This is a genomic window from Phaeobacter sp. JH20_34 (assembly GCF_048056095.1).
Taxonomy (GTDB): Bacteria; Pseudomonadota; Alphaproteobacteria; order Rhodobacterales; family Rhodobacteraceae; genus Phaeobacter; species Phaeobacter bryozoorum.
In genome coordinates this window covers 694,906-716,045 of sequence record NZ_JAYMWT010000004.1, presented here as the reverse complement: position 1 = coordinate 716,045, position 21,140 = coordinate 694,906, and the positions used below count along the sequence as shown (strand labels likewise).

Genomic DNA, 21,140 nt, shown 5'->3' with positions numbered 1-21,140 from the left:
CTGACCTGTATACTGTTTTCTGCCGGAATATGTTTCTGACCGCCCTATCAAATTGAAAGTTTCGATACATTTCATATAGGCTACATCAGAGGCATCGAAAGTGACGGGTATGGATTGGGATAAGCTTAGAATATTTCACGCGGTGGCGGACGCAGGCAGCCTCACCCATGCAGGCGACAAGCTGAACCTGTCGCAATCGGCAGTCAGCCGACAGATTCGCGCATTGGAAGAGAGTCTGAGCTCGACGCTGTTTCACCGCCACGCGCGGGGGTTGATTCTCACCGAACAGGGGGAGCTGCTGTTTGACGCGACGAAATCGATGTCAAAACGGCTGGAAGCCGCCTCTGCCCGCATTCGCGACAGCGAGGAAGAGGTGTTTGGCGAATTGCGCGTTACCACCACCTTTGGCTTCGGCACTCTGTGGCTGGCGCCGCGCCTGACCAAGCTTTATGAACATTACCCCGATCTCAAGATCGACCTGATGCTGGAGGAGCGGGTTCTTGACCTACCCATGCGCGAGGCCGATGTGGCGATCCGCATGAAGGAGCCGAGCCAGGCCGACCTGATCCGCAAGCGGCTGATGACGGTGCAGATGAAGCTGTATGCTTCCCGTGCATATGTCGAACGCAACGGCGCGCCGGAACAGGCGGAGGATATCGCAGATCACCGGCTGATCTGCCAGAACCCGCGCTCGGCGCAGGTTGGCTCCGCGGCTGTCCTGGTACAGAAACTGATGACCTATAACCCCTCTTCGCTGCTCACCGTGAACAATTACTTCGGTGTCTTGCAGGGCGTTATCCACGATCTGGGCATTGGCGTTCTGCCCGATTACGTGACCGAGGACTTCCCGGATCTGGTGCCGGTGCTTCAGGAAGAGGATACCAGCGACGTGCCGGTCTACCTCGCCTACCCGGAAGAATTGCGCCACTCCCGGCGGATTTCCGCATTCCGCGATTTCGTCCAGAATGAGATTATTGCACATCGCAAGCACATGAAAGAACTGGGCAAAATCTAGCCAGACCCGAGCCATGCGCACAGCGCATAGCGGCCTTGCCATTTTCCGGGTCTGTTAACTCTTGATCGAGGCGCGCTGCCCCCCTAAATCACATCTCGAAGGCAGCGACGCTGTCGCCCTTCATACCTCCCTGTTGGACTTCGGCCGAGCTTAGTGCTCGGCCTTTTTTTTGGTTCAAACGTCGACGGCGTGATCCGTAGGACTGGCCGCCGGATCAAGGCATCGCTCGGCGTTATCCTTACGTTCGGCACTCACAGGCCGGCTGGCAATGACTGGTCTGCATGTAGCGTCGCCAGCGCCCCGCCTGCCGTCAACGGGCCTACCGCCGCGCGCGATATTCAGGCAGCATATTTCCCCGGAACGCCGCAATTTTCACCGCAGCTGCTGGAAATCCGATCAGCCTGTGCAGATCACCGCCGATCTGCCGATCACCCCCATCATCGCGCGAAAAAACTCAGGAACCTTTTGCCGGTCTCCTCCGTTGAGCAGCCAGAACGCAAGACAAATGCAACTGACTTGAAGGAGAGCCACTATGCTCCGCATGACCTCTATCGCCGCCCTGATCGCAATGACCGGCGCCGCCAGCGCCGAGGTGCTGACCGAAAACGCCACCCCGAACGATGCGGGCGAGACCTTTCTTGAGGAAAACATGGAATTCATGGGTGCCCCCGTAGTTGACGTCAACGGTGTCTTCTTGGGCAAAGTTGTCGAGGTCGGCACCGAGCCGGGCCCTGACCGCAAGATCCTGGTGGAGTTCCGCGACAGCTTCTCCGACAAGCTGAGCGGCATGCGCTTCACGCTGGACGGCATGTGGGAAACCGATGGCGTGCTACGCATGGGCCAGACCACGGGCGAGTTGCGCACCATGCTGGAAACCTTTGCCAGCGAAAACCCTGAGAAACTGACCGACGGTTCCGTTCTGAACTGATCGCCACCGTCTGAAGGTCACGCCCCGCCGCAGCGCGGGACCGGGGACCATCATAAGGTCAGAGCCGTCGTGGCTCTGGCCTTTTTTCATGGGATCTGGCGCATCGACCGCACCGTGATGCGCGCCCCGACGTGCCGAAATCCGCAGCATCGGCACGGCGAGGCCGGCCGCCGCCTGCAAGTCTGCGCTTTTTCCTTCCCCCTTGGCCCTGCTTGCCCTAAAAGGCGCGCAATCGCAGCCATTGGGGACGTTTACGGATGCAAGAACCCGCCATCACGCCTGAACTGATTGCCAACCACGGGCTGAAGCCCGAGGAATATGATCTGATCCTCGACATCATCGGGCGGGAGCCAACCTTCACGGAGCTGGGGATTTTCTCCGCGATGTGGAACGAGCACTGTTCTTATAAGTCCTCCAAGAAATGGCTGCGCACCCTGCCGACCGAAGGCCCCCAGGTGATCTGCGGCCCCGGCGAGAACGCAGGCATCGTGGACATTGGCGACGGCGATGCCGTTGTTTTCAAAATGGAAAGCCACAACCACCCCTCTTACATCGAGCCCTACCAGGGCGCGGCGACCGGGGTTGGCGGCATTCTGCGCGACGTCTTTACCATGGGTGCACGCCCCATCGCGTCAATGAACGCGCTGTCCTTTGGCGAACCCTCCCACCACAAGACCCGGCGACTGGTCAACGGCGTGGTTGAGGGCATCGGGGGCTATGGCAACTGCTTTGGCGTGCCATGCGTCGGTGGTGAAGTGCGCTTCCACCCCGCCTATAACGGCAACTGCCTTGTGAACGCCTTTGCCGCCGGTCTGGCCAAGACCGACGCGATTTTCTACTCCGCCGCCTCGGGTGTTGGTATGCCGGTGGTCTATCTAGGTGCCAAGACCGGTCGCGACGGCGTTGGCGGTGCCACCATGGCCTCGGCGGAATTTGACGACACTATCGAAGAAAAACGCCCCACCGTGCAGGTCGGCGACCCCTTCACCGAAAAACGCCTGATGGAAGCCACGCTGGAGCTGATGCAGACCGGCGCGGTGATCTCCATTCAGGACATGGGCGCCGCGGGCCTCACCTGCTCTGCCGTGGAAATGGGCGACAAGGGCAAACTGGGCGTCCGTCTGGATCTCGAAAACGTGCCGCAGCGCGAAGAGAACATGACCGCCTACGAGATGATGCTGTCGGAATCCCAAGAGCGGATGCTGATGGTGCTGAAGCCGGAGCTGGAAGCCGAGGCGCGTGCAGTGTTCGAAAAATGGGATCTCGATTTTGCCATCGTCGGCGAAACCATCGCCGAGGACCGGTTCCTGATCATGCACAACGGCGAAGTGAAGGCCGATCTGGTGCTGTCGAAACTGTCCTCTACCGCGCCGGAATACGACCGCCCCTGGGTGGAAACTCCCGCGCCCGAGGCGCTGAGTGATGCCGATGTGCCGACCATTGATCCGATCGACGGGCTAAAGGCGCTGATCTCCAGCCCGAACTATGCCGGCAAGCAGTGGGTCTATGAACAATACGACACCACGGTGATGGGCGACACCGCCCGCCGCCCGGGCGCAGGTTCCGGCATCGTGCGGGTCCATGGCACCGACAAACAGCTGGCCTTCACCTCCGACGTGACGCCGCGCTACGTCAAGGCAAACCCCTATGAGGGCGGCAAGCAGGCGGTGGCCGAGGCCTACCGCAACCTGACCGCTGTCGGCGCCAAACCCTTGGCAACCACCGACAACCTGAACTTCGGCAACCCCGAAAAGCCCGAGATCATGGGCCAGTTCGTCGGCGCGATCAAAGGCATCGGCGAGGCTGTGGCTGCGCTGGACATGCCGATCGTCTCCGGCAACGTGTCGCTCTATAATGAAACCGACGGTCAGGGCATCCTGCCCACCCCGACGATTGGCGCCGTTGGCCTGATCGCGGCAGGCGAAGAGGCCATCACCGGCGAAGTTCGCGACGGACATATCGCGCTGTTGATCGGCGAAACCATCGGCCATCTGGGCCAGTCGGCGCTGCTGGCGGAGGTTTTCAACCGCGAGGACGGCGACGCACCGGCAGTGGATCTGGAAGCAGAGAAGCGCAATGGCGAATTCATCCGCGCCAACCGCGATCTGATCAAGGCCTGCACCGATCTGGGCGACGGCGGTCTGGCGCTGGCGGCGTTTGAGCTGGCCGAAGCGGCCAATGTCGGCGTGCAGCTTGACGCAGGCGACACCCCGACGGTTTTTGGCGAGGATCAGGCGCGCTACCTCGTGGCCTGCAACTTCGATCAGGCCGAGGCCCTGATGATGGCCGCAGGTCAGGCCGGTGTCACCATCACCACCGTCGGCAAATTCGGCGGCGACATGGTGAAAATCGGCGGCTCCGAAGCGCCACTGGCCGAGCTGGCGGAAATCTTCCGCAGCAGCTTCGCTGCTGCCGTTGCCTGAGCGCAGGCCGCGTTGGGGCATGGTCCTCGACACGATGATACCGGGTGGGATGGCATCGCCGTCCCACCCATTTTTTTGATGTCTCGCAGGTGACCCCATGCCCCTGTCCGGCCAAACTCCTGATATCGACCTCCCCGAACTGACAGCAGATTGCAGCCGCTGCGCCGCGCTCTGCTGTGTGGCCTACCCGTTTGAGGAGGACGAGGATTTCGCGATCCTGAAGGAGACCGACACCCCCTGCCCCAACCTCTCGCAATCCTGTTTCAGCTGCACCATCCACGCCAATCTGAATACCCGTGGCTTTGGCGGCTGTATTGCCTATTCCTGCGCGGGCGCCGGGCAGCGGGTGACTGAGGTGCTGTTTCAGGGCGAGACATGGCGCGACGATGCTGACCTTCTGCCGCATATGACCCACGCCCTGCGTGTCCTGCGCCCCATCCATGAGGCGCTGTTGATCCTGCGCGAGGCAGCCGGCCTGCCGCTGCCGGACGCGCTGCGGGCCGATCTGAATGTTCTGATGGCGACGCTGGCGGTCAGTGACGGGCGCACCATCTGGGACTTTGAGGAGCCGCAGGTCCAGGAGGCCCTGGCCGAGGTGCCCGCCTTCATCCCGCGCCTTGCTCCCTATGTGACGCTGCGGGGCTAATCCGCCTTGCAGAGGCCCCCGCCGCACCCTACATTTTTGATAAGCTAGAAATAAGGACACCCCCCAATGCCGATGCAAGCCCAAGAAATCGAAGACCTGCTGCGCGAGACATTTCCCGATGCGGAAATCCAGGTTGGTGGCCATGACGGTGTGCATATGTCCGCGATGGTCATCGACGAAAGCTTTCGCGGCAAGAACCGTGTCCAGCAGCAGCGCGCCGTCTATGCAGCCCTGAAGGGCAAGATGGACGGCGCCAACGGCGAGCTGCACGCGCTGGCGCTGACCACCAAGGCGCCCGAGTAACCGGATGACGCCGGGCTGGTGGTTTCTGTCGGGCCTATTCTGCCTTGCTGTGAGTGTTTACGCCATTGACACTCAGTTGAGAAAACGAAGCCGCCCACGCCCACTTTCGCAAAGCCAGCCCCGCACCGAACGCCAGACCCAAACACCAGTTCGCGACATCGGTTTGGAAGCTGTGGATTTGGACGAGGTGGACGAGACTAACCGTAAGAACAGTGAACTGGAGCGCAGAAACCAGAGCTGGACGAACTCTCAGGATAGCGGCCGCCGGCCAAAGTGAGGATTTTCGCGACTTTGGAAACTCTTGCGGCAATCCCCGTGTTTGCTTCGCCCGCGGGGCTTACTTTCCTGAAGCTTCTCCCCTATATCCGAACAAACCGCGACCGGTGGCAACGCCAAAAGGAAATGGATAAATGACCGACGTAAAAACCCGTATTGATGAAACCGTCAAAGCCAGCGACGTGGTGCTCTTCATGAAAGGCACCAAGGACATGCCGCAATGTGGCTTCTCTTCCCGCGTGGCTGGCGTGCTGAACTACATCGGCGTCGAATACACCGATGTAAACGTGCTGGCGGATGAGGAAATCCGCGCGGGCATCAAGGAATATTCCGACTGGCCGACCATTCCCCAGCTCTATGTCAAAGGCGAGTTTGTCGGCGGCTGCGATATCATCACCGAGATGACCCTCTCCGGCGAACTGGACGGCATGTTTGCTGAAAACGGTGTCGCCTTTGACAAGGATGCCGCAGACAAGATCCGCGAAGCCAACGGCTAAGCCTGTCCCCGCTGGCCTCTTGTTGTGGCTGTCGACCAGACGATCCGCACCCTCGGCGTTGGCCGGGGGTGTTTTTTTATGCACCGTTTGGTTCCAATATCATAGAAAACCGCCGCAATGGGGCTGACCCATGCGGCGGTTTCAAATCTGAGCGTCGCGGTTCGCGGCCTGTCAGCCAGCGGCCCCCTGCTCTTCCAGTTCCTGCGCCAGCGCCTCGCTGCGGGCGGCCAGCTCGGCGAGGGTCTCGGTCACCAGCGGCGGCACCACCGGCACCTCGATCCGCTCAGGCTCCGGTGCAGGGGCGGCGCGCAGCTCGGCCAGCTCGGCGGTGCGCTCTGCCAGTTCGGCCTCAACCTCCTTGATGCGATCCTCGACCGCTGCGGTTTTATCCGCCAGCATCAGCCCCGCCATCAGCAGCATCCGCGCCTCGGGCATACGGCCAATCTGGTCCGACAGCACCTGGGCCTCATCGTCCAGCATCTTGGCCGCCGAATGCAGATAGCTTTCTTCGCCTTCCTGGCAGGAGACTTCGAAACCGCGCCCCCCGATATGAATCGTAACCTCGGGCATCATACATCCTCCCCTTCGGGCATGGGCTGGGCGGTTCGCGGCTGCGTGATCGGCGCCTGGGGCACCTGGGGCGCTGCGGATGCAGGCATCACATCGACGGGCGCCGCCGTCTGGGCAATCGGCGCCGCCTCAGCCGGGGCTGCGGGGGCCGCGCCCTGCGCAGGCTCAGCCGCCAGCAGGGGTTCCAGTTTGGCCAGCACCGCATCGACCTCGGCCTGATCGCTGGCGCGCGCTGCGGTCAGCGCGTCGATATCGGCCTGAAGCGCTGCATTGATCAGCGTCGCATCACCAACACCAGCGGCATTTGCGTCTCGCAGCGCCGCATTGGAGGCCCGCAGCTGATCATTGCTGTGGCGCAGCTCCTGCAGCGTGGCATCCAGACGCAAGAGCGTCTCATTCTGCTGCGCAATCTCTTCGGCACTGGGACCTGCGGGCCGCGCCGCAAGGGTGGCCGTCGCCTGGGCCAGCTCGTCCTGAGCCCGGGCCAGCTGACCGCGCAGCGCCTCCGCTTCGGCCTCAAGCGCGGCTGTATCCACCGCCGCCCCCAGATCATCGGGCTGCTCGGCCAGCTCTTCCTGTAGCCGCGCCAGCGAGGCCTGCGCCTCATCCAGCTGATCCTGCAGGGTTTCGCGGGCGGTGGCCGCCTCGTTGCCCTGCACTTCCAATTCCTGTTTCAGCCGCGCCACTTCGGACTTCAGCGCGTCTTTCTCGGCGGTATTGCCCACCTCGTTGCGCAGCAGCTCGACCTCGGCCTGCAACGCCGCCAGCTCACCGATATCGGCGCCCTGCGCGGGGGCAGCATTGGCCTCAGCCTCCTCCAGCTTGGCGCGCAGAACCTTCAGCCGTTCTTCCAGCTGGGCATTGGCGATCTTTTCCTCTTCCAGCGCGCGGCTGAGGTCGCTCTGCGCAGCAGCCGTCCGTGACTGCGCCTCCGCCTGGGCCTGCGCATGCGCCTCTGCCGAAGCCTGTGCGCCGGCCTGCAATGCTGCTGCACCTGCGCCAATCCGGTCCATTGCCGCCAGGATCCGACCCTGCAATTCTTCGATCTGCTCCATGCCTGCCCCTTTACGACCCCGTGAGTATCTGCCGGTCTTTTCCGCCGGACCCTGCGCCGCGCCATCGCCCCGTTTTTCCGCTCGTCTCCGCAAACGGAGGGCGAATCAAGAGGGATCCGGCGCTGCACATCCAGCTTAGTTCATGCAGGGATAAATTACCCCCTGTTTGCTTTCAACCACTTGCAGCGTCAACTTCGCGCAGGAAGCCGCGCAAACGCTTGATCTTTGCCATATCACTGCTATTGAGCGCTCAGTCTGCCGAAAACCCAGAGGAAAAATCCAGTGGATCTGACAGCCCTGCGCAACGCAAACCCCGAACATTGGACCAAGGCTGCGGCCATCCGTGCCCTGACCCTTGATGCCGTTGCCGCGGCAAATTCCGGCCATTCCGGCATGCCGATTGGCATGGCCGATGTCGCCACCGTCCTGTTTGAAAAACACATGAAGTTCGATGTGGCGAACCCCCAGTGGCCAGACCGCGACCGGTTCATCCTGTCCGCCGGTCACGGCTCCATGCTGATCTATTCGCTGCTCTATCTCATGGGCGATGCACAGGTGACGCTGGATCAGGTCAAGAATTTCCGCCAGATGGGCGCGCTGACAGCCGGTCACCCGGAAAACTTCCTGATTGATGCCGTCGAAACCACCACTGGCCCGCTGGGTCAGGGCATTGCCAATGCCGTTGGCTTTGCCATGGCCGAGGAAATGCAGCGCGCGCATTACGGCCGCAAGCTGGTCGATCACCACACCTATGTGATCGCAGGCGACGGCTGCCTGATGGAGGGCATCAGCCAGGAGGCCATCGGCCTTGCCGGTCGCCACTCGCTGGGCAAGCTGATCGTCCTCTGGGACAACAACAACATCACCATCGACGGCACGGTTGAACTCTCCGACCGCACCAATCAGGTGCAGCGCTTCAAGGCCTCCGGCTGGCAGGTCATCGAAATCGACGGTCACGATCCCAAGGCCATCGACGAGGCCCTGACCGCGGCGAAGAAATCGAAGAAACCCTCGATGATAGCCTGCAAGACCCACATCGCGCTGGGTCACGCTGCACAGGACACCTCCAAGGGTCACGGTGCGCTGACCGACGCCGAGCAGATGAAGGCCGCCAAGGCCGCCTACGGCTGGACCACCGGCCCGTTTGAGGTGCCCGCAGATGTGAAATCCCAGTGGGAAGCCATCGGCCAGCGCGGCGCAGCCGAGCGCGAAGCCTGGGAAGCCCGTTTTGCCGAAGCCTCGCAGCAGAAACAGGACCGCTTCAACCGCGCCTATGCGCTGGATGCGCCCAAGAAGCTGTCGGCCACCATCAAGGCGCTGAAAAAGCAGGTCTCCGAAACCCAGCCGAAGGTGGCCACCCGCAAATCCTCCGAGATGGCGCTGGAAGTGATCAACCCGATCATGCCGGAAACCGTCGGCGGCTCTGCTGACCTCACCGGCTCCAACAATACCAAGACCGGCGATCTGGGCGTCTTTGACACGGATAACCGCAAGGGCCGCTACGTCTACTGGGGCATCCGCGAGCACGGCATGGCCTCGGCGATGAACGGCATGGCGCTGCACGGCGGGATGCGCCCTTATGGCGGGACTTTCTTCTGCTTCACCGACTACGCGCGTCCGGCGATGCGTCTGGCGGCCCTGATGAAGATCCCGACCGTCTTTGTGATGACCCATGATTCCATCGGCGTTGGCGAAGATGGCCCGACCCACCAGCCGGTGGAGCATCTGGCAATCTGCCGCGCGACGCCGAACACCTATGTGTTCCGTCCCGCCGACACCGTGGAAACCGCAGAGGCCTGGGAAATCGCCCTGACCTCGAAGGACACCCCCTCGGTGATGACCCTGACCCGTCAGAACCTGCCCACCGTGCGGACCGAGCATAAGCTCAGCAATCTGACCGCCAAGGGCGGCTATGTTCTGGCCGAAGCCGAGGGCAAGCGTCAGGTGATCCTGATCGCCACCGGTTCTGAGGTCTCCGTCGCGCTGGAGGCGAAGGCCAAACTGGAGGCCGACGGCATCGGCACCCGCGTTGTCTCCATGCCCTGCATGGAACTGTTCGCCGAGCAGGACGAAGCCTACCGCCGCAAGGTCCTGCCCGCAGGCCCGGTCCGCGTGGGTATCGAAGCCGCCATGCGCGCCGGCGGCTGGGATCGCCTGCTGATGGGCGAACGCGGCCAGGAAAAGAAAACCGCATTCGTGGGTATGGACAGCTTCGGCGCCTCTGCTCCGGCAGGCGAGCTGTTCGAACGCTTCGGCATTACGGCTGAGGGCACAGTAGCGAAGGTGAAAGAGCTGCTGGGCTGAGGCCCGTCAAACAATAGAAACAGAATAGGGCTCCTGTCGGAGCCCTTTTTTTCGGTTTGAACCACCTATTGCGCGTTGTCAGTTTCGGCCATTTCCTTCAACGCGTCATAGGCTTTCTGTGCATAGTCCAAACGCAGCTCGTAGTTACCGCTGGCGACGATGAATTCTGGAGGTTCTATCCCCGCAGCAAGGAAAGCTTGCGTCATTTGAGTGCCGGAAAGCGGGATATAGTCCGAAGACTCGCCGCTGAATTTGTTGAACAACCGGCCTCCGAACCAGCCACTGCGAGCTTGTGCCTGTTTTGCGGTATGCAGGCGAAAATGGAGGAAACCGTACAACTGTTTCACGTCCATGGGGGCGAGGTCCGCTGCCTTGCTGATTGCCGAGAGCAAAGACGCCGTTCCGCCTGTTGCTATTTCACCCGCAGCAACTTGGTTTGGAGTTGGACCGGAAAGAATCTTGATAATCGGCTTCTTCAAAAGCGCCCCCTTAAATCCTAGTAACTGTGTGACTAATTTCTTTCAGTGGCTGGCAGACTTCCCCGAAACCGACGCAATAAACGGTCCCACAACCTTGGTCGCCAGAGGGATCAGCAGCAGCCCCCACATAACCCCAAACACGCCATCCATCGCCGCCTTGGCACTCCACTCAGCAAAGCCCATCCAGCCCGCAGGCACCGCGTGACCGACGGCGTACGCCCAGTCGTGGATCAGATGGCCCAGCCAGCCAAAGCCCAGCACCTCCAGCCCGTGGATGATGATGGATCCGCCGACCCAGAGCATTGCGGCGGTGCCGACCACCGACAGGATCCACATCAGCACCGGCATGAATTTTACCAGCCCACGGCCAAGACCGCGCCCGATGGGCGTTGGTGCGTTGCCCGCAAGATACAGCCCCACATCGTCCATCTTCACGATGACCGCAACCGATCCGTAGACCGCCAGCGTCACCCCAATGGCGACCACTGCCAGCGTTGCTGCCTGCATCCACACAGTTGGTGCCTCGATCGCGGCCAGCGCGATGGTCATGATTTCCGCGGACAGGATGAAGTCGGTCTTGATCGCGCCCTTGATCTTCTGCTCTTCCAGATGGCCGGGATCCTTGATGCTCATGTCTTCGTCAATGGCGTGGCTCGCATGGGGGAACAGCACGTGAAAGATCTTCTCGGCCCCCTCAAAACACAGATAGGAGCCGCCGAGCATCAGCAAGGGCGTGATCAGCCAGGGCGCGAAATTCGCCAGCAGCATGGCGACCGGCAGCAACAGGATCAGTTTGTTGAACAGCGACCCACGGGTGATGCGCCAGATGATCGGCAGTTCGCGCGCCGGGGCAAAGCCTTGCAGATACTTCGGCGTGACCGCCGCATCGTCGATGATCACGCCCGCCGTCTTGGCGCCCGCCTTGCCCGCCGCCGCCGCCACATCATCCACCGAGGCCGCAGCCACCTTTGCAATGCCTGCCACATCATCAAGCAAAGCCAACAAACCGCTCATACCCGGTCCCCTTTTCCATTCGCGCGCATTTTGGCCCACCCTATCCTATCGCCTATCAGGTACAAGCCGTTCAGCGCCCGCTTTGTTCCCGATGGCGTTCAATCCGAGGCGCCTCGCACATCCGCCGCAGGGCCGCGAAAACCGTTATCGCAATCAGTCAATTTTGTTACCGCAACCAGTCAAGTTTTGCGCTAACAGTCTGGAATAAAGCCATTTTTAAGCTTTTGACCCGAGGGAATGGCAGCTATAGCGGAGGCAATTCTTGCTCGCTTGGAGATACGCATATGACCATCAAAGTCGGGATCAACGGGTTTGGCCGCATCGGCCGCTGCACCTTGGCGCATATCGCAGCCTCGGGCCGGGACGATATCGAAGTGGTCAAGGTCAATGCCACCGGCCCGCTGGAAACCGCAGCGCATCTGCTGAAATACGACTCCGTGCATGGCCGTTTCCCCGGCGAGGTCACCTTGGGTGAAAACACCATGAACCTCGGCCGTGGCGATATGCAGATGTTCTCCACCTATAATATGGACGATCTGGACTGGTCCGGCTGTGACGTGGTGCTGGAATGCACCGGCAAATTCAACGACGGCGAAAAGGCCAAGGCGCATCTGGCGCGCGGCGCCAAGAAGGTTCTGCTGTCCGCCCCCGGCACCAATGTCGACAAGACCATCGTCTTTGGCGTCAATGACGACAAGCTGCGGGCGGGCGACCGCATGGTCTCCAACGGCTCCTGCACCACCAACTGCCTCGCCCCTCTGGCCAAGGTGCTGGATGAAACCGTCGGCATAGAAAGCGGGATCATGACCACGATCCACGCCTATACCGGCGATCAGCCGACACTGGACCGCCGCCACGACGATCTCTACCGCGCCCGCGCCGCTGCCATGGCGATGATCCCGACCACCACCGGTGCCGCCAAGGCGCTGGGTGAGGTGCTGCCAAACCTGAAGGGCCGTCTGGATGGCTCTGCGATCCGCGTGCCGACACCGAATGTCTCTGCTGTGGATCTGACCTTCCGCTCCAGCAAGCAGACCAGCGTCACCGAAATCAACGCCATCATGAGCGAAGCCGCCAAGGGCCATATGTCCCGCGTGATCGGCTATGAACCCGCGCCGCTGGTCTCGATTGATTTCAACCACACGGAGCAAAGCTCGATCTTCGCGCCGGATCAGACCCGCGTCGTGGAAAACAGCCTGGTGCGCGTTCTGGCCTGGTATGACAACGAATGGGCCTTCTCGGTGCGTATGGCGGACGTCGCTGTCGCGATGGGTCGTCTGGGCTGAGCCCCGGCACCACGGCCTCTGTGTGCAGCACTTGGCCCGCATGGCTTGTAAGACACCGCCCGGTCAGGCATATCTGGCCGGGCGTATCTTGTTTACCCCGGCCCCAGACCCATCATGACCAATAGAATTGCCCTGTTCCTTGCGCTGCTGATCCTGGCTGGTCTGGCCGTGGATCTCTGGCTGTTTGGCACCGGGCATATGGTGTTTCTGGGCAAGCGCCTGTTTGAACTGATCGACTGGATTGCCTTCTGGCGCTGATCCGGCGGCGCCGCGCAGATCAGGAACAGGTCACAACACAGTGTTTACAGACATAAAAAAGCGGCCCCGAACCGGGCCGCTCCCAATGTCGCATCTCTATCGCCGCAGGCTGACTATTTCGCCAGCTGGCGGCTCAGCTCGCTCTTGACCATCGGCGTGACGAACTTCGAAACATCGCCCCCCAGCCGGGCGATTTCCTTCACCAGCTTGGAGGCAATTGCCTGATGGCGTGCCTCGGCCATCAGGAACACCGTCTCGACCGAGCTGTCGAGCGCCCGGTTCATGCCAACCATCTGGAATTCATACTCGAAATCCGCCACCGCGCGCAGCCCGCGCACGATGATCTGCGCGCCCACGTCGCGGGCGCAGTCGATCAACAGGTTTTCAAACGGATGGGCAACAATCTCGGTGCCGGTCTGCTCGCTGAGCTTGGCGCATTCCGCCTCGATCATGGCGACACGCTCTTCCAGCGAAAACAGCGGCCCCTTGTCCCGGTTGATCGCAACGCCGATCACCAGCTTGTCCACCAGCGCGCTGGCCCGGCGGATAATATCTATATGCCCCAATGTGATGGGATCGAATGTGCCGGGATACAAGCCAATACGCATGGGGCCTCTCCTGCCTGCTGGTTGGTTGCGCGCAAGCAAACATTTTTGTCATCAGGGCGCAAGAGCGTGGAAATACCGACCTGCTCCTGCGCCGTGACGTCAGCCGTCCGATGCGGGAGGACACCGCATCAGACGCGGGGCCACAGCCCCGGGTGTCAGGATCCTGAGGTCAGTGCCCCATGATCATGCCTGCAAGGGCGTCTTTCTCCATCGCGACCTCGGCCAGCTGCGCCTTCACGACATCGCCCAGCGACACCAGCCCGATCAGCTTGCCATCTTCGACCACCGGCATGTGGCGAAAGCGGCCTTCGGTCATCTGCTGTAGCACGTCCTCGACGTTGGACTGGCTGGTGCAGGTGACCAGCTTGCGGGTCATATATTCGCTGGTGGCCTTGCTCAGGCAGCCGGAGCCGCTGCGGGCCAGCTCGCGCACGATATCGCGCTCGGACAGGATACCCTCGGCGGTTTCGCCATCACTGGAGACAACAACAGTACCGATCTTGTGCTCGCCCAGCAATTTGGCGGCCTCGGATATCGTTGCCTCGGGAGCAATGGTGACCACCCCAGAGCTTGCCTTGGACTTCAGAATCAATTGAACCAACATAGGCGCTCCTTTTTGTAATTTTATTACGTACCACCAAGGGTTGCCCTAACCCGGCATCAAGTCAAGCCTTCCAGCCGGACCACTTCGTCGCGTATGCCTTTTGACAACGCCTGGGCAAACCGGTTCAGCCGGTCGCTGCGCTGATCCCCCTGGTGGCGCACCAGATAAAAACTGCGCGTCAGGCTGATCTTGTCGGTCAGAACCTTGCGCAGGGAGCGGTGCGACGGCAGCGTGAAATCATGCGCGACGCACAGCGCCGTACCCTCAGCCGCCAGTTTTATCTGCACCGACACCGAATTGGAGGCCAGCGCCACCCGGTCCACCCCAAGATCATTGAGATAATCCAGCTCCCGGTCAAAGATCATGTCAGGAATATAGCCGATCATCTTGTGATCCTTCAGATCCTCCAGCTTTTCGATCGGCGGATGGGCGCGCAGATAATGGCGCGATCCCACCAGATGCAGTTTGTAATCGGTGATTTTCTGCACCAGCAGCTGGCCTGCGGTGGGCGCGCTGACGGTCACCGCCATATCGGCCTCCCGGCGGCTGAGGTTGATGACCCGTGGCAGCGCCACGATCTGGATATCCAGATCCGGGTTCTCGGCCCCGATTCTGGCACAGACCTGCGGCAGCAGATAATTGGCGCTGCCATCCGGCGCACCGATGCGGATCTGGCCCGACAGCGTGTCACTGGGGCCGACCAGCGCCTCCTGCCCGGCCCGCATCGCCTGTTCGGCAGCCTCGGCATGGCCCAGCAAACGGTCCCCCGCAGCACTCAGCGCATAGCCCTGCGGGGATTTCACGAACAGCGGCGTGTCCAGCGCCTCCTCAAAGCGCGAGATCCGCCGACCCACGGTGGCCGGATCCATCTTCAGGATCCGCCCCGCCCCCGACAGGCTGCTTTCGCGCGCCACTGCCAGGAACACCCGCATGTCATCCCATTGTGGATCCATGAGCTTTTCCCTCTCCTGCCGTCAACATTCTGTTAACCTTTGCGTTCCTGCAAAGCCTCTTTGAGATCTTTCCTCTTTTCCAGTGTTTTTTGCAAGCCTACGATACCGGCAACTGGAATGTAGGAGGATCCGATGAAAGAACTCGGCCATTTTATCAACGGCAAGCTGGTGTCCGGCACCTCGGGCCGTTTTGACGATGTCTTCAACCCGGCAACCGGCGAAGTGCAGTACAAATGCCCGATGGCCAGCGCGTCGGAGACCACCGATGCAATCGAAAAGGCCGCCGCGGCACAGCCCGCATGGGGCGCCACCAACCCGCAGAAGCGCGCCCGCGTGATGATGGCGATGGTTGGCCTGATGAACCGCGACATGGACAAGCTGGCCGAGGCGCTCTCGCGCGAGCACGGCAAGACCATCCCGGACGCCAAGGGCGACCTGCAGCGCGGTCTGGAAGTGATCGAATACTGCATCGGCGCGCCGCAGATGCTGAAGGGGGAATTCACCGACAGCGCCGGCCCCGGCATCGACATGTACTCCATGCGCCAGCCTCTGGGCGTTGTCGGCTCCATCATGCCGTTCAACTTCCCCGCCATGATGCCGCTGTGGCACGTCGGCCCGGCTCTGGCCTGCGGCAACGCCGTGGTGCTGAAACCGTCCGAGCGCGATCCCTCCGTGCCGCTGATGCTGGCCGAACTGTTCGTCGAGGCAGGCCTGCCCGAAGGCGTGTTCCAGGTGGTGAACGGCGACCGCGAGGCGGTTGACACCATTCTGGACAGCGAAATCATTCAGGGCGTGTCCTTCGTCGGCTCCACCCCGATTGCCCAGTACATCTATTCCCGCGCCACCGCCAACGGCAAGCGCGCGCAGTGCTTCGGCGGCGCCAAGAACCACATGATCGTGATGCCCGATGCCGATCTGGATCAGGCCGCTGACGCGCTGGTTGGCGCGGGCTTCGGCGCGGCCGGCGAACGCTGCATGGCAATCTCGGTTGCGGTTCCGGTCGGTGAGGAAACCGCCGACAAGCTGATCGAGAAGCTGATCCCGCGCATCGAGAAACTGAAGGTCGGCCCCTACACCGCCGGCGACGACGTGGATCTGGGTCCGGTTGTGACCGCGGCGGCCAAGGACCGCATCCTGGGCCTGATCCAGTCCGGTGTCGATCAGGGCGCCACGCTGGTGGTCGATAACCGCGACTTCAAACTGCAGGGTTACGAGGACGGCTTCTTTGTCGGCGCCCACCTGTTCGACCACGTCACCCCCGACATGGACATCTACAAGCAGGAGATCTTCGGCCCGGTACTTTCCACTGTGCGCGCAAGCACTTACGAGGAAGCATTGAAGCTGGCGATGGATCACGAGTATGGCAATGGCACCGCGATCTTTACCCGTGACGGCGACACCGCGCGCGACTTTGCCTCCCGCGTGAACATCGGCATGGTGGGTATCAACGTGCCGATCCCGGTGCCGCTGGCCTATCACACCTTCGGCGGCTGGAAGAAGTCGATGTTCGGTGACCTGAACCAGCACGGGCCCGACAGCTTCAAATTCTACACCCGCACCAAGACGGTGACCTCCCGCTGGCCTTCGGGCATCAAGGAAGGTGGCGAATTCAACTTCAAGGCGATGGACTGAGCTGTCGCCCCAAAACGAGAAAAGGCCCCGGACATTCCGGGGCCTTTTTCCATGGCGCCGCGCGCTCCCGCCCAGATAGAGCGGCAGGCGGGCGTTATTCGCGGCACAGGGCCAGAAAAATAAGGGCTTCGACCAATTTATGCTTGTTCCGCCGCGTAACTCGTCTATCCGGTCATGGATGGACAGAAAAACGGCAGGCGCATGAGCACGACAGACGAATCCAACCAGCCGCAGGCGGCTGCGAAATCCGCCCGCGACTGGGTCAAGATCCTGGCCCAATACCGCGACCCAAGCCCCCTGCGCAGCAGCTTTGAGCTGGCAGTGACGGTCGTGCCCTTCCTGCTGCTCTGGGCCCTGGCCTGGTGGTCGCTGTCGATCAGTTACTGGCTGACGCTGGCCATCTCCGTTCTGATCGCCGCCTTCCTGCTGCGGCTGTTCACCATTCAGCACGATTGCGGCCATGGCTCCTTTTTCAGCAACCGTCGGCTCAGCGACTGGACCGGTCGCATCATTGGGGTGCTGACCCTCACGCCATATGATGTCTGGCGCCGCACCCATTCGATCCATCACAGCACCCATGGCAATCTGGGCAAACGCGGCATGGGCGATATCCACACCATGACCGTGGCCGAATACCACGCCGAAAGCCGCTGGGGCCGACTGATGTATCGGCTCTATCGCCATCCGGTGACGCTTTTTGCCATCGGTCCCGGCTATCTGTTCTTCCTGCAAAACCGTATCCCCTACGGTCTGATGGGCCAGGCCCGCTACTGGATCAGCGCCATGGGCACCAATCTGACCATTATTCTGGCGCTGGCGGTGATCTGGTATTTCGGCGGGCTGATGCCGCTGCTGCTGATTTTTGTGCCCGCCACGCTGCTGGCTGCCACCGCCGGGCTGTGGCTGTTCTACGTCCAGCATCAGTTCGAGACGACACAGTGGGAACAGGAAGAGGACTGGCACCTGCATGACGCCGCCCTTCATGGCAGCTCCCATTATGTTCTGCCGCCGGTGCTGCAATGGATCAGCGCCAATATCGGCATCCACCACGTTCATCACCTTTATAGCCGCATTCCCTTCTACCGGCTTCCCCAGGTGCTGCGCGACCATGCCGAACTGGCCGAGGGCAACCGGATGACCATCCGCGAAAGCCTCGCCAATGCGCGGCTGCACCTCTGGGACGAGAAGACCAAGCGCCTGCTGTCCTTTGCCCAGGCGCGCAAGCTCTACGGCTGACCCTCACCGGCGCCCAGGCGCTGAAAGAACGGCAGACTTCCGCCACTCACGGTCTCACCGGGCTACACAACCCTGTGAGACCGGCTTAATTTGGCGACCTGCCCCTAGGAAATTCCGCAGCACTACCTAGTTTGCCAACTAATGCCCGAGCAGACTGTCGAAGGATACCATGAGCAACTTTCGTATGACCCGCCGCGCTGCCCTCACCGGGATTGGCGCCACATTGGCCACCCCGGCGCTGCTGCGCGCCCAGTCGAGCGACGCCTTTCCGGTGGAAGAGCCAAAGATCGAAACCGAAATCCCGGTGAAACGCAATATTTCCTCCTTCCAGCAGCAGGCCTGGCAGGATCACTTCGATGATCTGGGCGTGGGCTGCATGTTGGCCGATATTTCCTCGCGCGCGCTGCATTACTGGGGGCCGGATGGCGAGACCTACCGGCTGTTCCCCTCCTCGGTGCCGATGACCGAGGAGCTGACCCGACGCGGCTATACCGAAATCGTGCGCAAGGCGGAGAACCCCAGCTGGACTCCAACCGCCTCCATGCGCGAGCGTGACCCGACACTGCCGGTCCGCATCGACGGCGGCGACCCGGGCAACCCGCTGGGCACACGTGCGATGTATCTCGACTGGCCGGCCTATCTGGTGCATGGCACCCATGACACCCGCAAGATCGGACGGCAAAGCTCCTCCGGCTGCATCGGCCTTTACAATCAGCACGTCGAATCGCTCTACGAGATGGTGAAGATCGGCACAAAGGTGCGCCTGCTCTGATCCATCCGCCCGCAGGCGGCTGCCGGTCAAATATCCGTCGGCCTGAGCGCCGGTCGGCCACCATGGCAGATCCCCGCGCGACGCGGATGTCATAACAAAAACGCGCCTCCGGCAGACCGGGGCGCGTTTTTTTTCCTCTTTGGCGGGTCGCTTTGCCGGGTCGCTTTTTCGACGGCAGGCTTTGCGCCGGAAGCACCGCCCGGCTCAGCAAATGCGGATCCCGGTCAGCGACGCCACGGATGGCGGGTTAGACCTTGCCCTCCGCCAGGCTTAAATGATCCGGCTTCAGCCCATCGTCATAGCGCTGGATCGCCTTTGTTAGAAGCGCCTCGAAATCGCGGACATATTGCTCGGTATCATACAGCGGCGTGGTGGCGATATTCGCCTTCAGCTTCTCGCGCAGCGCCTGTCGTTCCTCGGCGTTCCGGGCCAGCCGCAGCGCCAGCGCGCGATACTCCTCCTCCGTCTCGGCAATCAGCTCAGGACAACCCACGGCGGTGACGACGCTCGCCGCGACCCGCGCCGCAAACTGCTGCCCCGGTTTGGTCACGACCGGCACGCCCGACCACAGCGTTTCACTCGCCGTGGTGTGGGCATTACAGGCAAAGGTATCAAGAAAGATATCCGCCAGCGGCAGACGCGCAATGTGATGGGGAGTAGGACAACGCCCGGCAAAGACGATCCGATCCGCCGGCACGCCACGAGCCTCCGCCTCCTTGCGGATGTTATCACGGATCACACCAGGCACCGCAAGGAACCACAGGACACTGCCATCGACCTCCTTGAGCAGGTCCATCCAGATGTCGAACTCCGCCGGGGAAACCTTGTTATGGTTGTTGAACGAACAGAAAACCACCGCATCCTCGGGCAGCCCCATATCAGCGCGGGTCGGTCCGGTCTCGGGATGGGGACGACTGTTGTCATTTACCTGATAGCAATTCGGCATATACAGGATTTTTTCTGAGAAATGGCGCCGCCCCTCTTTTGGTACGGTGACAGCGTCAGCGACGAAATAGTCCATCGCGGGCATTCCCGTGGTGCCTGGGTAGCCGAGATAGGAGATCTGCACCGGTGCCGCGCGAAAGCCGAATATCGTTGGCCTTGCGTCTTTGGTGTAGCCTTTCAGATCGATCGCGATGTCCAGACTGTCCCCCCGGGCCAGCTCCGCGACATCCTCGTCTTTCAGGTTATGGATCGGCCGGTAGCAGTCGGCAGCGTCGAGCACGCGCTGACGCATGACATCGCTTGGTTCGCGGCTGTAGTCATAGATGTAGATTTCGTAGTTATCACGGTCATGCAATTCGAAGTGGCGCGCCATCAGGAACATGGTCGCGTGATTGAAGAAATCGCAGGAGAAATAGCCAATCCGGATCTTGCGACCAGCCACCGGAGTCCTGTTGAACTTACGGGCCACTTTCCGTTCGGAAATCGTCACCTTGTTCTTCGTCTTGCTCACCACGCGTTTCTTCTGCAACGCGGCGTCATCGACATAGAGCAGCGTGGTGAACGGATCGCCGTTGGCCGGGTCGTTATCGAGGATCCTCAGCTTGTTCTTCTGATCCTTGTAGACAGTCCAGTCGCAAAGGTTCATCTGCGACTGCACCAGCCGGGAGACATTCATCGCATTTTCCGGGTCGATCTGATAAACCGCCTCAAAGAAGCCAACGGCATCCGTCAGCTTGTCCATCAGAAACAGAATGGTCCCGATCGCGCTGAGCCATTTCGGATTGGTCGGCTCAAGTTTAAGCGCGCCCATAAGATGCTTCAGCGCCAGTTCGTATTTTTTCTCCTGCATGAAGCTGGAGGCAATCTCCGCATGCAGCGTCGCGTTGTCCGGCTCAAAGGCAAGCGCGCGGGTCGCAAAGTCGCGCGCGCGTGGATAGTCAGCCTCGATAAAGGCACGCCCCGCCTCTGCTTTCAGCGCCAGTGCCGGCGATGGCGCCGGAGTTTCCAGCCTGCGACGCGCTGATTTCGGAAGATGTTTGGTGCGCAATGGCTTGTTCATCGAAAGTCTGCCCTCAGCTGATCATCCATGGCGGGCGATGCACCACGGTTTTTGACAAATTTCGGTCAGTTTGGAAGAAAATGCCTAAGAAACGGTTCACTTACAGCCAGACGGCGCCCCTTGCGTCAATGCCACGGTCAACCATCGGCAAACGCCGCCGGACCGACATTTCTGCACAGCAGCTTTGCACCGCTGCGGCTTGCCCTGCTGCCCTTGGGTCGCTAGAAAATAAACAACCGTTCAATTCATGACGACCCCGGCGGGTCAGATCCGGGC

At 61.3% G+C, this 21,140-nt stretch carries 20 protein-coding genes; 12 read left to right on the top strand and 8 right to left on the bottom strand.

Annotated elements, in window-relative coordinates; translation table 11 throughout:
• Positions 1–109 precede the first annotated feature (109 nt).
• From VWZ81_RS05030 to grxD, 6 genes are all read left to right on the top strand, one after another.
• Complete coding sequence (locus VWZ81_RS05030; protein ID WP_340545711.1) at positions 110–1,015, top strand: LysR family transcriptional regulator; 906 nt, start codon at positions 110–112, stop codon at positions 1,013–1,015.
• Between the two features lie 532 nt (positions 1,016–1,547).
• Positions 1,548–1,943 carry a hypothetical protein gene (locus VWZ81_RS05025; RefSeq protein ID WP_340545712.1) on the top strand — a complete coding sequence of 132 codons (396 nt, stop codon included), beginning with the start codon at positions 1,548–1,550 and terminating at the stop codon, positions 1,941–1,943.
• A gap of 257 nt (positions 1,944–2,200) precedes the next feature.
• Entirely contained in the window at positions 2,201–4,366 is a 2,166-nt protein-coding gene (gene purL, locus VWZ81_RS05020) for a phosphoribosylformylglycinamidine synthase subunit PurL (RefSeq protein ID WP_416542227.1), read from the top strand.
• A 97-nt stretch (positions 4,367–4,463) separates the two neighbouring features.
• On the top strand, positions 4,464–5,012 hold the full coding sequence (locus VWZ81_RS05015) for a hypothetical protein (protein WP_416542226.1): 549 nt from the start codon (positions 4,464–4,466) through the stop codon (positions 5,010–5,012).
• A 66-nt stretch (positions 5,013–5,078) separates the two neighbouring features.
• Positions 5,079–5,315, top strand: a complete 237-nt coding sequence (locus tag VWZ81_RS05010; protein ID WP_340545715.1) for a BolA/IbaG family iron-sulfur metabolism protein — start codon at positions 5,079–5,081, stop codon at positions 5,313–5,315.
• Between the two features lie 410 nt (positions 5,316–5,725).
• Positions 5,726–6,088 (top strand): Grx4 family monothiol glutaredoxin, encoded by a 363-nt coding sequence (gene grxD, locus VWZ81_RS05005; protein WP_340545717.1) that lies wholly within the window; start codon positions 5,726–5,728, stop codon positions 6,086–6,088.
• A gap of 171 nt (positions 6,089–6,259) precedes the next feature.
• Here grxD and VWZ81_RS05000 read toward each other — a convergent pair whose 3' ends face one another.
• Together VWZ81_RS05000 and VWZ81_RS04995 are read right to left on the bottom strand one after the other, a co-directional pair.
• A complete protein-coding gene (locus VWZ81_RS05000; protein ID WP_340545718.1) occupies positions 6,260–6,658 on the bottom strand; it encodes a cell division protein ZapA in 399 nt (132 codons plus the stop codon).
• Positions 6,658–7,713 (bottom strand): hypothetical protein, encoded by a 1,056-nt coding sequence (locus VWZ81_RS04995; RefSeq protein ID WP_416542225.1) that lies wholly within the window; start codon positions 7,711–7,713, stop codon positions 6,658–6,660. The genes VWZ81_RS05000 and VWZ81_RS04995 overlap by 1 nt, the downstream gene beginning before the upstream one ends.
• Positions 7,714–7,995: 282 nt before the next feature.
• Here VWZ81_RS04995 and tkt point away from each other — a divergent pair, with 282 nt between their 5' ends.
• Entirely contained in the window at positions 7,996–10,017 is a 2,022-nt protein-coding gene (gene tkt / locus VWZ81_RS04990) for a transketolase (protein ID WP_416542224.1), read from the top strand.
• Between the two features lie 65 nt (positions 10,018–10,082).
• Here the strand turns inward: tkt and VWZ81_RS04985 are convergent, their stop codons facing one another.
• The gene (locus VWZ81_RS04985; RefSeq protein ID WP_416542223.1) at positions 10,083–10,496 is read right to left on the bottom strand and encodes a hypothetical protein; all 414 of its coding nucleotides are present in this window, start codon (positions 10,494–10,496) and stop codon (positions 10,083–10,085) included.
• A 42-nt stretch (positions 10,497–10,538) separates the two neighbouring features.
• Positions 10,539–11,510 (bottom strand): DUF808 domain-containing protein, encoded by a 972-nt coding sequence (locus tag VWZ81_RS04980; protein ID WP_416542222.1) that lies wholly within the window; start codon positions 11,508–11,510, stop codon positions 10,539–10,541.
• A 284-nt stretch (positions 11,511–11,794) separates the two neighbouring features.
• Here VWZ81_RS04980 and gap point away from each other — a divergent pair, with 284 nt between their 5' ends.
• Complete coding sequence (gene gap, locus VWZ81_RS04975) at positions 11,795–12,796, top strand: type I glyceraldehyde-3-phosphate dehydrogenase (protein WP_340545723.1); 1,002 nt, start codon at positions 11,795–11,797, stop codon at positions 12,794–12,796.
• Positions 12,797–12,910: 114 nt separating this feature from the next.
• Positions 12,911–13,054, top strand: coding sequence for a hypothetical protein (locus VWZ81_RS04970; protein WP_340545724.1), 144 nt, complete (start codon positions 12,911–12,913; stop codon positions 13,052–13,054).
• Positions 13,055–13,167: 113 nt separating this feature from the next.
• On the opposite strand, the gene coaD is transcribed toward VWZ81_RS04970, so the two are convergent.
• From coaD to VWZ81_RS04955, 3 genes are all read right to left on the bottom strand, one after another.
• The gene (gene coaD, locus VWZ81_RS04965; RefSeq protein WP_340545725.1) at positions 13,168–13,662 is read right to left on the bottom strand and encodes a pantetheine-phosphate adenylyltransferase; all 495 of its coding nucleotides are present in this window, start codon (positions 13,660–13,662) and stop codon (positions 13,168–13,170) included.
• A 169-nt stretch (positions 13,663–13,831) separates the two neighbouring features.
• Positions 13,832–14,266 (bottom strand): CBS domain-containing protein, encoded by a 435-nt coding sequence (locus VWZ81_RS04960; protein WP_340545726.1) that lies wholly within the window; start codon positions 14,264–14,266, stop codon positions 13,832–13,834.
• Positions 14,267–14,322: 56 nt separating this feature from the next.
• Positions 14,323–15,219 carry a LysR family transcriptional regulator gene (locus VWZ81_RS04955; protein WP_416534849.1) on the bottom strand — a complete coding sequence of 299 codons (897 nt, stop codon included), beginning with the start codon at positions 15,217–15,219 and terminating at the stop codon, positions 14,323–14,325.
• 132 nt (positions 15,220–15,351) lie between these two features.
• On the opposite strand from VWZ81_RS04955, the gene VWZ81_RS04950 reads away from it, so the two are divergent.
• From VWZ81_RS04950 to VWZ81_RS04940, 3 genes are all read left to right on the top strand, one after another.
• Positions 15,352–16,851: a CoA-acylating methylmalonate-semialdehyde dehydrogenase gene (locus VWZ81_RS04950; RefSeq protein WP_340545728.1), complete on the top strand. Its 1,500-nt coding sequence runs from the start codon at positions 15,352–15,354 to the stop codon at positions 16,849–16,851.
• A gap of 201 nt (positions 16,852–17,052) precedes the next feature.
• Complete coding sequence (locus VWZ81_RS04945; protein WP_416542221.1) at positions 17,053–18,087, top strand: fatty acid desaturase; 1,035 nt, start codon at positions 17,053–17,055, stop codon at positions 18,085–18,087.
• A gap of 169 nt (positions 18,088–18,256) precedes the next feature.
• A complete protein-coding gene (locus tag VWZ81_RS04940) occupies positions 18,257–18,859 on the top strand; it encodes a L,D-transpeptidase (RefSeq protein ID WP_340545730.1) in 603 nt (200 codons plus the stop codon).
• 247 nt (positions 18,860–19,106) lie between these two features.
• On the opposite strand, the gene VWZ81_RS04935 is transcribed toward VWZ81_RS04940, so the two are convergent.
• Entirely contained in the window at positions 19,107–20,864 is a 1,758-nt protein-coding gene (locus VWZ81_RS04935; protein WP_416538826.1) for a UDP-N-acetylglucosamine-peptide N-acetylglucosaminyltransferase, read from the bottom strand.
• Positions 20,865–21,140: the final 276 nt, after the last annotated feature.

Bases quoted from the DNA above. Each gene is read 5' to 3' on its own strand.
- VWZ81_RS05030 (WP_340545711.1), top strand. From the start codon at position 110: ATGGATTGGGATAAGCTTAGAATATTTCACGCGGTGGCGGACGCAGGC.
- VWZ81_RS05025 (WP_340545712.1), top strand. From the start codon at position 1,548: ATGCTCCGCATGACCTCTATCGCCGCCCTGATCGCAATGACCGGCGCC.
- purL (WP_416542227.1), top strand. From the start codon at position 2,201: ATGCAAGAACCCGCCATCACGCCTGAACTGATTGCCAACCACGGGCTG.
- VWZ81_RS05015 (WP_416542226.1), top strand. From the start codon at position 4,464: ATGCCCCTGTCCGGCCAAACTCCTGATATCGACCTCCCCGAACTGACA.
- VWZ81_RS05010 (WP_340545715.1), top strand. From the start codon at position 5,079: ATGCCGATGCAAGCCCAAGAAATCGAAGACCTGCTGCGCGAGACATTT.
- grxD (WP_340545717.1), top strand. From the start codon at position 5,726: ATGACCGACGTAAAAACCCGTATTGATGAAACCGTCAAAGCCAGCGAC.
- VWZ81_RS05000 (WP_340545718.1), bottom strand. From the start codon at position 6,658: ATGCCCGAGGTTACGATTCATATCGGGGGGCGCGGTTTCGAAGTCTCC.
- VWZ81_RS04995 (WP_416542225.1), bottom strand. From the start codon at position 7,713: ATGGAGCAGATCGAAGAATTGCAGGGTCGGATCCTGGCGGCAATGGAC.
- VWZ81_RS04980 (WP_416542222.1), bottom strand. From the start codon at position 11,510: ATGAGCGGTTTGTTGGCTTTGCTTGATGATGTGGCAGGCATTGCAAAG.
- gap (WP_340545723.1), top strand. From the start codon at position 11,795: ATGACCATCAAAGTCGGGATCAACGGGTTTGGCCGCATCGGCCGCTGC.
- VWZ81_RS04970 (WP_340545724.1), top strand. From the start codon at position 12,911: ATGACCAATAGAATTGCCCTGTTCCTTGCGCTGCTGATCCTGGCTGGT.
- coaD (WP_340545725.1), bottom strand. From the start codon at position 13,662: ATGCGTATTGGCTTGTATCCCGGCACATTCGATCCCATCACATTGGGG.
- VWZ81_RS04960 (WP_340545726.1), bottom strand. From the start codon at position 14,266: ATGTTGGTTCAATTGATTCTGAAGTCCAAGGCAAGCTCTGGGGTGGTC.
- VWZ81_RS04955 (WP_416534849.1), bottom strand. From the start codon at position 15,219: ATGGATCCACAATGGGATGACATGCGGGTGTTCCTGGCAGTGGCGCGC.
- VWZ81_RS04950 (WP_340545728.1), top strand. From the start codon at position 15,352: ATGAAAGAACTCGGCCATTTTATCAACGGCAAGCTGGTGTCCGGCACC.
- VWZ81_RS04945 (WP_416542221.1), top strand. From the start codon at position 17,053: ATGAGCACGACAGACGAATCCAACCAGCCGCAGGCGGCTGCGAAATCC.
- VWZ81_RS04940 (WP_340545730.1), top strand. From the start codon at position 18,257: ATGAGCAACTTTCGTATGACCCGCCGCGCTGCCCTCACCGGGATTGGC.
- VWZ81_RS04935 (WP_416538826.1), bottom strand. From the start codon at position 20,864: ATGAACAAGCCATTGCGCACCAAACATCTTCCGAAATCAGCGCGTCGC.